At 68.1% G+C, this 13,285-nt stretch carries 11 protein-coding genes; 4 read left to right on the top strand and 7 right to left on the bottom strand.

Going from position 1 to position 13,285, the window contains the following annotated elements; all coding sequences use genetic code 11:
• Positions 1–2 precede the first annotated feature (2 nt).
• From ACEN9O_RS01820 to ACEN9O_RS01810, 3 genes are all read right to left on the bottom strand, one after another.
• On the bottom strand, positions 3–1,385 hold the full coding sequence (locus tag ACEN9O_RS01820) for a DUF3422 family protein (protein ID WP_495615958.1): 1,383 nt from the start codon (positions 1,383–1,385) through the stop codon (positions 3–5).
• 219 nt (positions 1,386–1,604) lie between these two features.
• A complete protein-coding gene (locus ACEN9O_RS01815; RefSeq protein ID WP_495615957.1) occupies positions 1,605–2,912 on the bottom strand; it encodes an ABC transporter substrate-binding protein in 1,308 nt (435 codons plus the stop codon).
• Positions 2,896–5,040: a TonB-dependent receptor plug domain-containing protein gene (locus ACEN9O_RS01810; RefSeq protein ID WP_495615956.1), complete on the bottom strand. Its 2,145-nt coding sequence runs from the start codon at positions 5,038–5,040 to the stop codon at positions 2,896–2,898. Before ACEN9O_RS01810 ends, ACEN9O_RS01815 begins: the two co-directional genes overlap by 17 nt.
• Before the next feature lie 247 nt (positions 5,041–5,287).
• Between ACEN9O_RS01810 and ACEN9O_RS01805 the strand changes: the two genes are divergently transcribed.
• A complete protein-coding gene (locus tag ACEN9O_RS01805) occupies positions 5,288–5,827 on the top strand; it encodes a TOL_0243 family YfiR-like periplasmic protein (protein ID WP_495615955.1) in 540 nt (179 codons plus the stop codon).
• Positions 5,824–7,782: an ATP-binding protein gene (locus ACEN9O_RS01800; RefSeq protein WP_495615954.1), complete on the top strand. Its 1,959-nt coding sequence runs from the start codon at positions 5,824–5,826 to the stop codon at positions 7,780–7,782. The genes ACEN9O_RS01805 and ACEN9O_RS01800 overlap by 4 nt, the downstream gene beginning before the upstream one ends.
• On the opposite strand, the gene ACEN9O_RS01795 is transcribed toward ACEN9O_RS01800, so the two are convergent.
• The 4 genes from ACEN9O_RS01795 to ACEN9O_RS01780 form a co-directional block, all read right to left on the bottom strand.
• Positions 7,772–8,767 carry a 2-hydroxyacid dehydrogenase gene (locus tag ACEN9O_RS01795; protein WP_495615953.1) on the bottom strand — a complete coding sequence of 332 codons (996 nt, stop codon included), beginning with the start codon at positions 8,765–8,767 and terminating at the stop codon, positions 7,772–7,774. The genes ACEN9O_RS01800 and ACEN9O_RS01795 overlap by 11 nt on opposite strands.
• On the bottom strand, positions 8,764–9,297 hold the full coding sequence (locus ACEN9O_RS01790; protein ID WP_495615952.1) for a DinB family protein: 534 nt from the start codon (positions 9,295–9,297) through the stop codon (positions 8,764–8,766). Before ACEN9O_RS01790 ends, ACEN9O_RS01795 begins: the two co-directional genes overlap by 4 nt.
• 100 nt (positions 9,298–9,397) lie before the next feature.
• Positions 9,398–10,672 carry an NAD(P)/FAD-dependent oxidoreductase gene (locus ACEN9O_RS01785; protein WP_495615951.1) on the bottom strand — a complete coding sequence of 425 codons (1,275 nt, stop codon included), beginning with the start codon at positions 10,670–10,672 and terminating at the stop codon, positions 9,398–9,400.
• Positions 10,673–10,795: 123 nt separating this feature from the next.
• On the bottom strand, positions 10,796–11,497 hold the full coding sequence (locus ACEN9O_RS01780; protein WP_495615950.1) for an HAD family hydrolase: 702 nt from the start codon (positions 11,495–11,497) through the stop codon (positions 10,796–10,798).
• Between the two features lie 99 nt (positions 11,498–11,596).
• Here ACEN9O_RS01780 and ACEN9O_RS01775 point away from each other — a divergent pair, with 99 nt between their 5' ends.
• Together ACEN9O_RS01775 and ACEN9O_RS01770 are read left to right on the top strand one after the other, a co-directional pair.
• Positions 11,597–12,550 (top strand): LysR family transcriptional regulator, encoded by a 954-nt coding sequence (locus ACEN9O_RS01775; RefSeq protein WP_495615949.1) that lies wholly within the window; start codon positions 11,597–11,599, stop codon positions 12,548–12,550.
• A 114-nt stretch (positions 12,551–12,664) separates the two neighbouring features.
• Positions 12,665–13,264, top strand: a complete 600-nt coding sequence (locus ACEN9O_RS01770) for a LysE family translocator (RefSeq protein ID WP_495615948.1) — start codon at positions 12,665–12,667, stop codon at positions 13,262–13,264.
• Positions 13,265–13,285: the final 21 nt, after the last annotated feature.

Genomic DNA, 13,285 nt, shown 5'->3' with positions numbered 1-13,285 from the left:
CGTCAGGCGTGGCGGGCCAGCGCGGCGCCCGGTCCGCTCAGCTGCTTGTGCAGCTTGCGCAGGCCCATCCACACGCCGATGAACACCAGCGGCGCCGCCAGGCCGGTGAGGATGTCGGGATTGATCGGCACGTTGCCGGCCTTCATGGCCTTGCCCGCGTAGCCGATCAGGCCCAGCGTGTAGTACGAGATCGCCACCGCCGACAATCCTTCCACCGCCTGCTGCAGGCGCAGCTGCTGGGCCGCGCGCGCGTCCAGCGATTGCAGGATCTTGCGGTTCTGCCGCTCCTGCTCGATGCCGACCCGCGTGCGCAGCAGGTCGTTGCTGCGGGCGATGCGCTTGGCCAGCATTTCCTGCCGCTGCGAGACCGAGGTGCAGGTGTGCATGGCCGGCGCCAGGCGGCGGCCCATGAACTCGGCCAGGGTCGGCATGCCGGCGATGCGCACCTCGCGCAGCTCCTGGATGCGCGATTGCACCAGGCTGAAGTAGGCCTGCGCCGCCGCGAAGCGGTAGCTGTTGTTGACCGACAGCTTCTCCAGCCGCGCCGCCAGGCTGGTGATGCGGTGGAGCAGCGCCTGCTCCTCGCGCGCCTCGTTGGGCGCGCCGTCCGGCTGGTCGCCCTGCACCAGGGTGGCGGTCAGGTCGGCCAGTTCGTTCTCGATGCCGTTCAGCAGCGGCTGGCTGGCTTCCGCCTGCGGCAGGCCCAGCAGCGCCATCATGCGGTAGGTTTCGATTTCCAGCAGGCGGCCGACCAGGCGCCCGGCCTGGAATTCGCGCAGGTTGAGGTCGCGCACCACGAAGCGGCTGAAGCCGTCGGGCTGGATCAGGAAGTCGGTCCATACCTCGGCGCCGCTGCCGACGCTGCTGCCGACCAGCGACTTGCCCTGGAACAGCTCGCGGATGGCGCCCACCGCGCCGGTGTCGTCCGGCTCGCCCTTGCACAGCAACACGTGGGCGGCGACGATGATCTTGCCGTGCAGTCCGGCCAGCCATTCCTGCGGCACGTGCTGCAGCGGCATGCGCTCGAACGCTGCGCCGCACGCCGCGCCCGGCTCGCCGCGTTCGACGAAGGTGTAGGTGGCGAATTCGGTGTGGCATTCCCACTTCAGGCGGAAGCGGTCGAAGTCATGGAAGAAGTAGCGCGCCTGCGGGGCCGGCGCGGCCACGCCGTAGTGCATGCACAGCTGCTCGAGGATCTGGTGCTGGGTGCTGCGGTGGGCCTTTTGCGACGGCTGGTCCTGCTGCACGTAGAGCGCGAAATGGGTCAGGCTTTCCGGCGCCTGCAGCTGCAGGAAGGGCCGTGAGTGGATTTCCGCCGACAGCGGCACCCGCATCGGATGGTTCAACTTGGCGAAATCGGCATTGGCGCGGTAAGCGAGAGACATGACCTTCCCCGGGTTTGGACTGCGATCGGATGTGAAAAAACGCGCGTTGTTGCGGTGCAGTATAACCAGCCCGCCGCAACGGCACAACCGCGATGTTACCGGGAAAAGATGTGCGGGCGATTACTTTTTGATCGCCAGTGATGCCGCTTACCCCGCACGGCCATACCGGGGTCGGACCCCGGCGGGGTCCGACCCCTTGATGGTACGGCCGGCGTGGGGCTACGGCGTGCGGGGCAGGCCGATGATCAGCTGCAGGCTGGCGTCCCAGCTGCGGGTGGCCGTGTCGAGGCGGAACACGGTGAACGGCACCTGGCCGACGATGTCGCCGACGCTGTCCCAGTCGATGTCGGCGTAGGCGCCGGCGTAGTCGACGTCCTGGCCGGCCCGCACCAGCGCCAGCGCGGCGCCGATGGCTTCCGGCCGCACCTTGGCGCCCGGCGCGTTCATGACGAAGCGCAGGCTGTCGCGCACCATCAGGCCGGTGGGGCTTTTGTTGTTGTTGACCAGGCCGGCGCGCTCGATGGCCAGCGCCATCACCATCGCGATGTCGTAGGTGGGGGCGGTGAAGTCCTGCGGCTCGCTGCCGTACTGGGCGATGTAGCCGCTGCGGAAGCTCTGGTAGGAGCTGTTGCCGTAGGCGCCGATGGTGGCGGCCGAGCCGCGCACGCCGCCGGCCAGCTTGCCCGGATCGGCCAGGTTGTCGAGGAAGGTCTGGTTGCCGGCCGCGGTGCCGGGCAGCAGCCACATGGCGCCGCTCTGGAACGGCAGCGATTCGTTGAGCACGTTGGCCGAGATGTCGGCCGCCAGGATGCCGTTCAGGATCACGTCCGGCTTGGCGTCGTAGACCTGCTGCAGATAGCTGGCGAAGCCGTTCTTCAGGCCGAACGGGATGGTGACGGTGGTGACCACCTGTCCGCCCAGCTTCTGGAAGGCCGGCGTGAACAGGCTGGCCAGGCCGGCGCCGAAAGCGTCGCCGGCGTTGATCAGCACCACCGCGCGGCGCTTGCCCGCCTCCCACGCCACCTTGGCCAGCACCGGCGTGGCGTCGACGTCGGAGACGCCGATGCGGTAGATCAGGTCGTTGTCGGCCACCGTGCTCAGCGACGGCGCGGAGCTCGATTCGGTCAGGATGGGCACGCCCTTGGCCAGCGCCTGCGGCAGCAGGTTCAGCACGCGGGTGGAGGTCGAGACGTTGAGCGCGATGACGCCGGCGTCGAGCAGCTGCTGGCCCATGTCCTGCGCCTCGGCGTTGTCGCGCGCGACCAGCGCGATGGCGTTGAGGCGCTTGCCCAGCACGCCGCCGGCGTCGTTGATCTGCTTGGCCGCCAGCAGGAAGGCGTCGCGCGTCGAGGTGCGCCAGCCCACCGAGCCGATGTTGATGGCGGCCGGATCGACCATGGCCTTGAGCGGGTTGGCCGGCAGCGGCGTGGTGGCGTCGCCGGTGCCGCCGCCCCCGCCGCCGCAGGACGCCAGCAGCGCCAGCGCGGCCGCGGCCAGCAGGCGGCCAGGGCTAGTAGCGGTATTCATATTGCACTCCATAGCGCCGTCCCAGCGAAGGATAATCGATGCCGCCCACGCCGGGATCGACATACTGGCTGTTCCACAGGTCGCGCACCTGCAGCCGCAGGCTGGAGCGGGCGTTGATGCTCCAGCGCGCGCCGAGCGTGGTGTCGACGTAGCTGGCCAGGTGGTAGGCCTGGTTGGCCAGCAGCACGTTGGCGGTGGCGGCCGGGCGCGGGCCGACGTAGCGGTTGTCCAGGCTCAGCAGCAGCGTCTGTCCCAGCAGGCTGGCGCTGGCGCCGGCGTTGGCGCTGTTGGCGGGGAACAGCTCGCCGTCGCTGCGCTGGGCCAGCGGCGCCAGCGTGTAGCGGTTGATGCCGCGGCTGCCGTTGGCGCGGCTCAGGTTGGCGTAGGCCTTGAGCCAGTCCTGCTGGTAGCGCAGCTCCAGTTCCACGCCGTTGACCTTGCTGTCGCTGGTGTTGCGCGCCACCAGGTTGAAGAAGGCCTGCTCCAGCGTGACCAGCTCGCTGACCTTGGTGTGGTAGACGGTCAGCGCGCCGTTCCAGTGCGGCCGCGGCGGGGTGCTCAGCTGCAGTTCCAGCGTGCGCGACTTCTGCGGCGCCAGCTCGGGGTTGCCCTTGATGTCGCCCGGTTGCACGGCGGTGCGGTACAGCAGCTCGGCCGACGGCGCCTGGAAGGCGGTGCCGCTCAACACCTTCAAACCCCAGTCGCCCGGCAGCGTGCCGACCACGCCGGCGCGCAGCGATTCCTGGGTGCCGTACACCGAGTGCCGGTCCTGGCGGCCGCCCACAATGGCCTGCCATGCGCCGGACAAGGGGAACTGCCATTGGGCGTACAGGCCGGTGTTGCGCAGCGTCTTTTCGCCGGACTGGCTGAGCTGGAAATTGCTGCCGTCGGCCAGGCTGTGGCGCTGGAACGATTCCAGCGTCTCGCGGTCGCGCAGCACGTCCGCGCCCAGCAGCAAGCTGGTTTGCGGGCCGGGCTGCCACAGCCATTCGACGCTGCCGTCCACCGCCTTGTAGCCGAAGTCGCGCAGCAGGTAGTAGTCGGCGGCGCCGGTGCGCAGGATGTCGCCGTTGCCCGGCTCGCCCTCGCCGTAGTTGAGGCCGGCGCGCAGCTGGTGCCGCTCGTTGAAGCGGTGGCTGGCCTCCAGGTGCACAAAGCCCTGTTCCAGCACCACGTGGCTGGGCGGGCGCAGCAGCGGGTTCAGATTGGCGAACACATTGTCGCTGTCCTGCCGCTGCCAGAAGGCGCTGGCCTGCACTTCGTCGCTGGCGCCGCGCCAGCCGCCGCGCAGGTAGAGGCTGCGCGGGTCGGCGTCGTCCACCGGGGCCGGGCTGAGCGCGGCGTAGCGTTGGTAGTCGGGCGAGACGCGCGGCAGCGGCAGGCCGCTGCGGTCGGCCTTGGCCGCCTGCACGCCCCAGGCCAGCCAGTACGGCGCGCGCGGTTCGGTGCCGCCGGCCGCGCCGAACTGCGCGCTGCCGCTGGCGGCCAGCAGGTCGGCGCTGCGGCCGCCGCCGGACCATTCGTGGCCCAGCGTCAGGCGCTGCTCGGTGCCGTCGCGCCGGGTGATGACGTTGACCGCGCCCAGCAGCGCGTCGGCGCCGTACAGCACCGACACCGGCCCGCGCACGATCTCGATGCGCTCGACCATGCTCATCGGGATGAATTCCAGCCCGGTCAGCTGCTGCTGGGTGCTGCGGAAGGCGATCGGCTGGCCGTCCAGCAGTATCTTGATGGCGCGGCTGGCCGACTGCGCGCCGGCGTTGATGCCGCGCACACCGAAGTTGTGGTTGAGGCGGTCGTCGCTCTCGACAAAGCCGGCCACGTGCGACAGCGCCTCGGCCAGCGTCTGGTAGCCGTAGCGGGCGATGTCGTCGGCGGTGATCAGCGTGACCACGGCGGGCGTGGCGTACAGCGGGGTGGCGGTCTTGGTGGCGGTGAGCACCTTGACGTTGCGCAGCTGGTCAAGGCTGAGGTCGAACAGGGCGTCGTCGTCGCTGGCGCCGTCGGCGCCGGCCGCGGCCAGGGGCCACAGCAGCAACGCCGCGCAGATGGCCGAGCGCAGCGGCAGGCGCGGGCGCGCGGGCCCGGACCAGGCGGAGGTGGGGCGATGCGGTGTGCGGTCGCTCAAGAGGATTCCCCTATGCTGCACTCAATATTTAACAAAGTATTCACCAATTCCGACACGATCACAAGCTGCAAGCTGGCCGGCCGCGCGATGCGTTGCGTTTGGAGAACAAGGCTTTCCCGCCACGCGAAAAAATATTGCATCGGGAGCTATTCGGATAAAATCAAGGTGCTTTGGACTGCGGAAACATGCGGCTGCGCTATCGGGAGGGGCGTGCGGGATGGGACGACTGGGCGCTGCGAAATTCAGGATGCTGGCGACGTTGCTGCTGGCCTGTTTGCCGGCCACGCTGGCGGGCGTTGCCGCGCGCGCCGAGCAGGCCATTCCCGAGCAGCAGGTCAAGGCCGCCTACATCCTCAACTTCACGCGCTACGCCAGCTGGCCGGCGCCGGCGCTGGCCGAGCCGCACGCGCCGCTGGTGGTGTGCATGGTGGGGCCCGGCGCGGCCGAGATGGCGCGCCAGCTGCAGAAGCGCGCGGCCGGCAGTCATCCGCTGGAACTGCGCATCGTCAACCGCGTGGAGGAAACCGAGCCCTGTCACGCGGTCTACCTGGCGCTGCCCGAGCGCAGCCGCCAGAGCGCCTGGCTGACGCGCATGCGCGAGCAGGCCATCCTCACCATCGGCGACTCGGCCTCCTTCCTGGCCGACGGCGGCATGATCAATATGATGCTGGTGGACGGCAGCATCCGCTTTGAAGTGAACCTGACCGCGGCCAAGCATTCCGGCGTCGGCCTCAATCCCCGCATGCTGGCGCTGGCCGAGCGCGTGGTCGGCGGAGACGCCAAGTGACCGGGCTGCCCCACCGCTGGCACGACCTGGCCTTGCAGCGCAAGCTGCTGATCGTCGCGCTGATGACGGCGCTGACGGCGATGCTGGCGGCGCTGGTGGCGCTGATCGCCTACGACTTCAGCGTGGTGCGGGTGCGGCTGGTGGAGGACCTGGCCAGCCGCATGGACCTGGTCTCGCTCAACCTCGACGTCGACCTGAACTTCGGCGACCGGCCCGCCGCCGTGCGCACGCTGTCGGCGTTGCGCGGTACGCCCGACATCCACAGCGCCTGCCTGTTCGACGCGCGGCACCAGCCGTTCGCCAGCTATGCGCGCAGCGGCGCCGCGCAATGCGACTGGTCGGAGGCGATGGCGCCGTCCGGCCACCGCTTCCACGGCGACTACCTGTCGATGCTGGCGCCGGTGCGCTTCCAGCACGAGGTGGTCGGTTACCTGCAGGTGGAATACGCCCTGCAGCCGCTGGCCGAACGCCTGAGCAAATACGGCCTGGTGCTGGCGGTGGTGATGATGACCCTGCTGATCGGCGGCGCCCTGCAGGCGGTCGGCCTGCGGCGGCTTGTGACGCAGCGCCTGCTGGCGCTGTCGAAGGTGGCCGACCAGGTGACGCGCGAGGAGCGCTACGACCTGCGCGCGCCGCAGTTTTCCAACGACGAGGTGGGACGGCTATCGGCCGCCTTCAACACCATGCTGGCCACCATCGCCGCGCGCGACGCGGCGCTGCGGGTGAGCCAGTCGCTGCTGACCAATATCGCCGACAAGTCCTCGGCCGTGATCTACGTCAAGGACCTGGAGGGGCGCTACCTGATGGTCAACGAGCGGCTGCGCAAGGTGCTGCCGCCAGGCTCGCCCGACCCGATCGGCCACACGGACTCCGACATCTTCGACGACGACGTCGTGCAGGTGATACGCGAGGGCGACCGCCGCGCGCTGGAGTCGACCCATTCCTACATCTACGAGGAGGGCGTGCCGGACGCGCAGGGCCTGGTGCGCACCTATATCTCGGAAAAATTCTGCCTGCGCGATGATCACGGCAAGGTGTGGGCGATGGGCGGCATCTCGACCGACATCACCGACCGCAAGAAGAGCGAGGTGGAGCTGATCCAGTACCGCGACAAGCTGGAAGAGCTGGTGCAGCTGCGCACCGGCCAGATGGTCGACGCCAACAAGGACCTGGCCGAATCGCTGGAGACGCTGCGGCGCGCGCAGGATGAGCTGGTGCGCAGCGAGAAGCTGGCGGCGCTGGGATCGCTGGTGGCCGGCGTGGCGCACGAGTTGAATACGCCGATCGGCAACAGCCTGCTGGCGGTCAGCACGCTGATCGACCAGACCCGCGCCTTCACCCGCCTGACTGCCGACGGCATGAAGCGCTCGACGCTGCAGGCCTTTGTCGACGATGTCGCCAGCGGCGGCGAGATCGTGCTGCGCAACCTGCACCGCGCGGTGGACCTGGTGTCGAGCTTCAAGCAGGTGGCGGTGGACCGCACCACCTCGCAGTGCCGCGAGTTCCTGCTGTGCGACCTGGCCAATGAGATCCTGCTGTTGCTGCTGCCGTCGTTCAAGAAGAGCGGCATCACGGTGCGCCAGGATATCCCGGTGACGATACAGATGAAGAGTTATCCGGGGCCGTTCGGCCAGGTGCTCATCAACCTGATCAACAACGGCCTGACGCACGCCTTCGAGGGCCGCAGCGAGGGCGAGATCCTGATCTCCGCCCGCATGCTCGATGCGGAGTGGGTGCAGGTGGCCATCCGCGACAACGGCGCCGGCATCGCGCCGGAAAACATGGGCCGCATCTACGATCCGTTCTTCACCACCAAGCTGGGACGGGGCGGCTCGGGACTGGGGCTGAACATCGTCTACAACATCGTCTACGGCCTGTTGCGCGGCAAGATCGAGGTGGAGAGCGCGCTTGGCGCCGGCACCCGATTTGTGCTGACCCTGCCCGTCACGAGCTGACCGGCAGCGCGTTGGCGCATGGCGCGCCGCGCATGTGGCAGGCCAGGTTGGCGAAGGTGACGGCGGCGATCTCGCGCATCGCTTCGACCGTGAAGAAGCCCTGGTGGCCGGTGACCAGCACGTTGGGGAAGGTCATCAGGCGCTGGAACACGTCGTCGGCGATGATGTCGCTGGAGTGGTCGTGGAAGAACAGGCTGGCCTCCTGCTCGTAGACGTCGATCGCCAGCGCGCCCAGCTGGCGCGACTTGAGCGCCTCGATCACGGCGGCGGTGTCGATCAGCGCGCCGCGCGAGGTGTTGACCAGCATGGCGCCGGGCTTCATGCGCGCCAGGCTGGCGGCATTGATCATGTGGCGCGTGGCTTCCATCAGCGGGCAGTGCAGGGAGACGATGTCCGACGCGGCCAGCAGCTGGTCCAGGCTCACGCGGGCGGCCACGCCGTCCAGCTGCGGCGCCGGCGCCGGATCGCTGGCCAGCACGGTGCACCCCAGCCCCTTGAAGATGCGCGCGGCCGCCGTGCCGATCTGGCCGGCGCCGACGATGCCGACGGTTTTGCCGTGCAGCGTCATGCCCAGCAGGCCGTCCAGCGCGAAATTGCCTTCGCGGACGCGCGCGTAGGCGCGGTGGGTGTGGCGGTTGAGCGTCATCACCAGGGCCAGCGCATGCTCGGCCACCGCCTCCGGCGCATAGGCCGGCACCCGCGCCATGAACAGGCCGAGGCGCGCGCCGGCGTCCAGGTCGACGTTGTTGAAACCGGCGCAGCGCAGCAGCACGGCACGCACGCCCAGCGCGTGCAGGGCTTGCAGCACGGCGGCGTCCAGCTGGTCGTTGACGAACACGCAGACGGCGCCGCAGCCTTGCGCCAGCGGTACGGTGTCCGGCGTCAGCGGGTCGGAGAAGTAGGTGGCGTCGACGCCGTATTGCTGACGCGCTTCGTCGAGGAAGCGGCGGTCGTAGGGCTGGGCGCTGTAGACGGCGATCTTCATAGGAGGTCAGGAACCATGACCAGCAAATCGGTGACGCCGATGTCGACGCCCGCCTGCGTCAGCAGGGTGCTGGCCTGGCCGCGGTGGTGGGTCTGGTGGTTGAAGAAGTGCAGCACCAGGCTGCCGAACTGCTTGCGATACAGGTCGCCCTTGGTGCTGCGGTATTCAAGGGGCTGCGCCAGGTCGGCCGCGCTGACCTGCGGTGCCCATTGCGTGATGATGGCGTCCAGCCGCTGGCGGTGGGCGAGCAGCGACGGCAGGTCGTCGCCGAAGCTGTGCGTCAGGCCGGACGGCGGCGGCAGGTCCAGCATCGGCGCCAGCGCGCTGAAGTTGGCCGGGTGCGTGGCGAAGCGGCGCAGCCAGATGGTGTCGCCCGCCAGCAGGTGGTTCATGGTGCCGAGGATGGAGCCGAAGAAGGCCTTGCGGTCGGCGGCCAGCTCGGCGTGCGGCAACTGCGCGGCGGCCGCGTACAGCTTGTGGTTCATCGAGGCGTTGTACGCCGCCATGAGGACGGTGGATTCTGGTGTCATTTAGGGATAGCGCCTGGTTTCGGTTGCGGGAAGATCGTCTTTATTATACGGCGGCCCATACGTCGGGAGACATATGGGCCGGTTCCCGCTGGCGCCGGCGTCAGTGCAGCTTCACCGGCGGCAGGATCTTCGCGCGCAGCCAGTCCACCAGCGCCTGGGTGGCGACGCGCGCCGTGCCGTGCAGATTGAGCAGGTGCTTCTGGTACAGCAGCTGATACAGCAGGCTCGCCATCGCACCGCCCACGCGGATGCTCTTGCCGGTGATGGCGCCGGTCAGCACGCCCACCGCGGTCTGTGGCCCCAGCGACACCAGCGAGCCGTAGTCGTGGTAGCGGAACTCCGGCCGCGGCGTGCCGCTGCGGCGGGCCAGCAGGTCGGCCAGGAACATCGCCTGCTGGTGCGCCACCTGCGCGCGCGGCGGCGCCGCGCCCTTGACCGGGCAGACGTAGCTGGCGCAGTCGCCCAGCGCGTAGATCTGGCTGTCGTTGGCCGAGCACAGGCTGGAGTCCACCACGATCTGCCGCAGATGGTTGACGGTCAGGCCGAACGTCGCGCACAGCTGCGGCGCCTCGACGCCGGCCGCCCATAACGTCAGGTCGGCGCAGTGGGTGTTGCCGGCGGCGTCGATGACGGCATCGCGCTGCACTTCGGCGACGGCGGTGCTGGTCAGCACATCGATGCCGAGCGAGCGCAGTTGATGCGCGGCGCGATTGGCCTGCTGCGGATGCAGCTGCGGCAGCAGGTGCTGGCCGCGTTCGATGATGCTGATGCGGATGTCGGTTTCCGGATTCAGCGTGTGCACGCGGTAGGCGGCCAGCGCGCGGGCGCTGTTGCTCAGCTCCGCCGCCAGTTCGACGCCGGTGGCGCCGCCGCCGACGATGACCACGTCGACCCCGGTCTTCTGTTCGCCGGCCCTGATGCAGGCTTCGATGAAGCGGCGGCGGAAGGCTTCGGCTTCGTCCACGCTGTCGAGCGTGAGCGCGTGTTTGGAGGCGCCGGGCACGTTGTAGAAGTTCGTGACCGCGCCCAGCGCCAGCACCAGCTTGTCGTAGGCGACGGTGCGGCAGACGCCGTCGGTGCCGCTGCCTTTGCGCGGTGCCAGCGTGATGGTTTGATGGGCGCGGTCCACGCACAGCACTTCGCCTTGCACGAATTCGAAGTCATGCTCGATGGCCTGGGCGGGGAAGGACAGTTCTTCCACGCGGGGATCGCATTTGCCGGAAGCGACCGTGTGCAGCAAGGGCTTCCAGAAGTGGCCTGGGTAACGGTCGACCAGCAGCACGCGGGCGCGCTTGCTGGCGCCGAGGGTGTCGCCTAAACGGGTTGCGAGTTCGAGTCCGCCCGCACCGCCTCCTACGATGACGATGGTTTCCATTTTGCGTCTCCAGATAAGTAAAAAAATCTGTGCCACGTCATTCCCGCGGACGCGGGAATCCATGCTGAGCTTGCTCAGAAGTGTTCTATGGGTTCCCGCCTGCGCGGGAACGACGGCGTTGGTCTATGCGGCCAGCTCGTGCTTTGCGCGCTGGTCCGGCGTGTAGGGACTCGAGCGCAGCTCGCGCAGCGCGTCGAAGGTGATGAACTGGCGCGGACGCACCACGTCGTTGCCATACGGGGCGACCGAGACGGTCCACAGGCCGGTTTCCTCCGCGGCGCGCAGTCCGGGCACCGCGGTGTCGATGGCGATGGCGTCCTGCGGCGCGACGCCCATGGCGTTGAGCGCGCGGGCATACGGGCCGGTGCCGGAAGGGCCGTCGAAATTGGCGCCGCCGGTGACCACCGCGAACAGGCTGTTGACGTCGGCGCCGAAGCAGCCGCTCAGCAGCGCCGAGGTGGCGGGCGCCGGCAGATCGGTCAGCACGCAGATCTTGCAGCCGGCGTTGAGCGCGTCGTCGATCAGGGCCAGCGCGGCCGGCAGCGCCTTCGGCGGCTGGGCGCTGATCGCTTGGTGGAACTGGCGGTGCTTGTCGGCGAACAGCTCGGCCACGCGGGCCTTGTCGCGCGAGAGCAGCTCGCAGGCGATGGCGGAACCGATGGCGCGGGCATAGCCGTGGGTGGCGGCGGCTGCGCGCACCGCCGGCAAGGTCCAGCGCACCGACAGGCCGGCGTTGGCAAACGCCGCATTGCAGGCTGCAAGGTGCAGCGCTTCGGTGTCGAACAGTACGCCGTCCAGGCCCAGGAAGATCACGTCGATGCTCATGTCGGTCTCGCTTTAAACGATGTCAGATGATTATGAATATACGGGTACAATGAACAAAAGAAAAATTAAACATTTTGGATAATCGATAAGGAATAACTTATGTATCCCGCCAGCTTTCGCCAGCTACAGTCGCTGGTACTGGTCGCGCGCCATGAAAGCGTGTCGCGCGCGGCCGACGCGCTGCACGTCACGCAGCCCGCGATATCGTTGCAAATCCGCACACTGGAGGAGATCGCGGGCATTCCGCTGACGCGCAAGGTGGGCCGCAACATCCAGCTGACGGCGGCCGGCGAGGTGATGGTGGAATTCTCCGAGCGCATCCTGCGCCTGTGGGAGCAGGCCGGCGACGAGCTGGCGGCGCTGCAGGGCGTCACCAGCGGTACCTTGCGCATCGGCGCGGTGACGACGGCGGAGCACTTGCTGCCGCCGTTGCTGGTGCCGTTCACCATCGAGCGGCCCGACGTGCGCCTCAAGCTGCAGGTGGGGAACCGGGCGGAGATCGTGCAGATGCTGGCGCGCCACGAGATCGAGCTGGCCATCATGGGCACGCCGCCGCGCGAACTGCGCACCAATGCGGCGAAATTTGCACGGCATCCGATGGCGTTTGTCGCCAGCCCCACGCATCCGCTGATGAAGAAGAAAAAGATCACGCTCAACGACGTCATGGCCGCCAACCTGATGGTGCGCGAGCGCGGCTCGGGCACGCGCACGGCGGTCGAGCGGCTGCTGCGCGACGCCGGCCATCCGCTGGAATTCGGCTCCGAGGTATCGAGCAACGAGGCGATCAAGCGCATGGTGTCGGCCGGGCTGGGGCTGGGCTTCCTGTCGGTGCACGCCTGCGGCCTGGAGTTCGAGGCCGGCCTGCTGGCGATCCTGCCGATGCAGGAGAACCCGGTGGAGGCGGACTGGCACATCATGCACCTGACCGGCCAGCCGATACCCAAGGTGGCCGCCGCCTTCCAGGATTTCGTCATCGAGAACGGCCAGGACCTGGTGCGGCGCGAGCTGGAAAGCTTCTACAAGCTGCTGGGCCGCCAGCGCAAGCGGGGCTGAGTCGTACCGGCCAAACGACCAATACACCTGCGTGCACTGTTTGCGTAAGTGTACTGGTACAGTCGGGAACACTTTCCATACAATGGAATTCCCTGCCTGCTACCGGATACGCCTATGTCGCCCGATCTGTTGTTCCCCCTGTGTGCCTTTGCCACCATCTCGACCATCACGCCCGGCCCGAACAACGCCATGATGCTGGCGTCGGGCCTGAACTATGGCTTCACGCGTTCGCTGCCGCATCTGTTCGGCATATGCTGCGGCATCACGTTCATGATCTTCGCCACCGGCCTGGGCCTGCACGCGGTGTTCGCGCAGGTGCCGATGTTGCAGGTGATCTTGAAGTATGCCGGCGCGCTGTACTTGCTGTGGCTGGCGTGGAAGCTGGCGCACGCGGCACCGATGAGCGCCAAGCAGGCCAGCGTGTCCAAGCCGATGAGCTTTGCCGGCGCGGCGGCTTTCCAGTGGATTAATCCCAAGGCCTGGGTGATGGCGGTCGGCGCGCTGACCACCTATCTGCCGCCCGGCTTCAAGGTGCTGGATGTGGCGTTGCTGGCCGGTGTGTTCGGCGTGATCGGGATATTCTGCGTTGGCTCCTGGGCCTTGTTCGGCGTGGCGATGCGGCGTGTGCTGCAGGATGCGCGCTCGGTGCGCATCTTCAATGTGGCGATGGCGTTGCTGCTGGTCGCCAGTTTATATCCTATCCTGATACCATGACGTTTTAACGCCAGCCTGGGA

The organism is Duganella sp. Dugasp78, from assembly GCF_059491455.1.
Note: the sequence above shows the minus strand (reverse complement) of the source record. Positions and strands in the feature narration are given on the sequence as shown.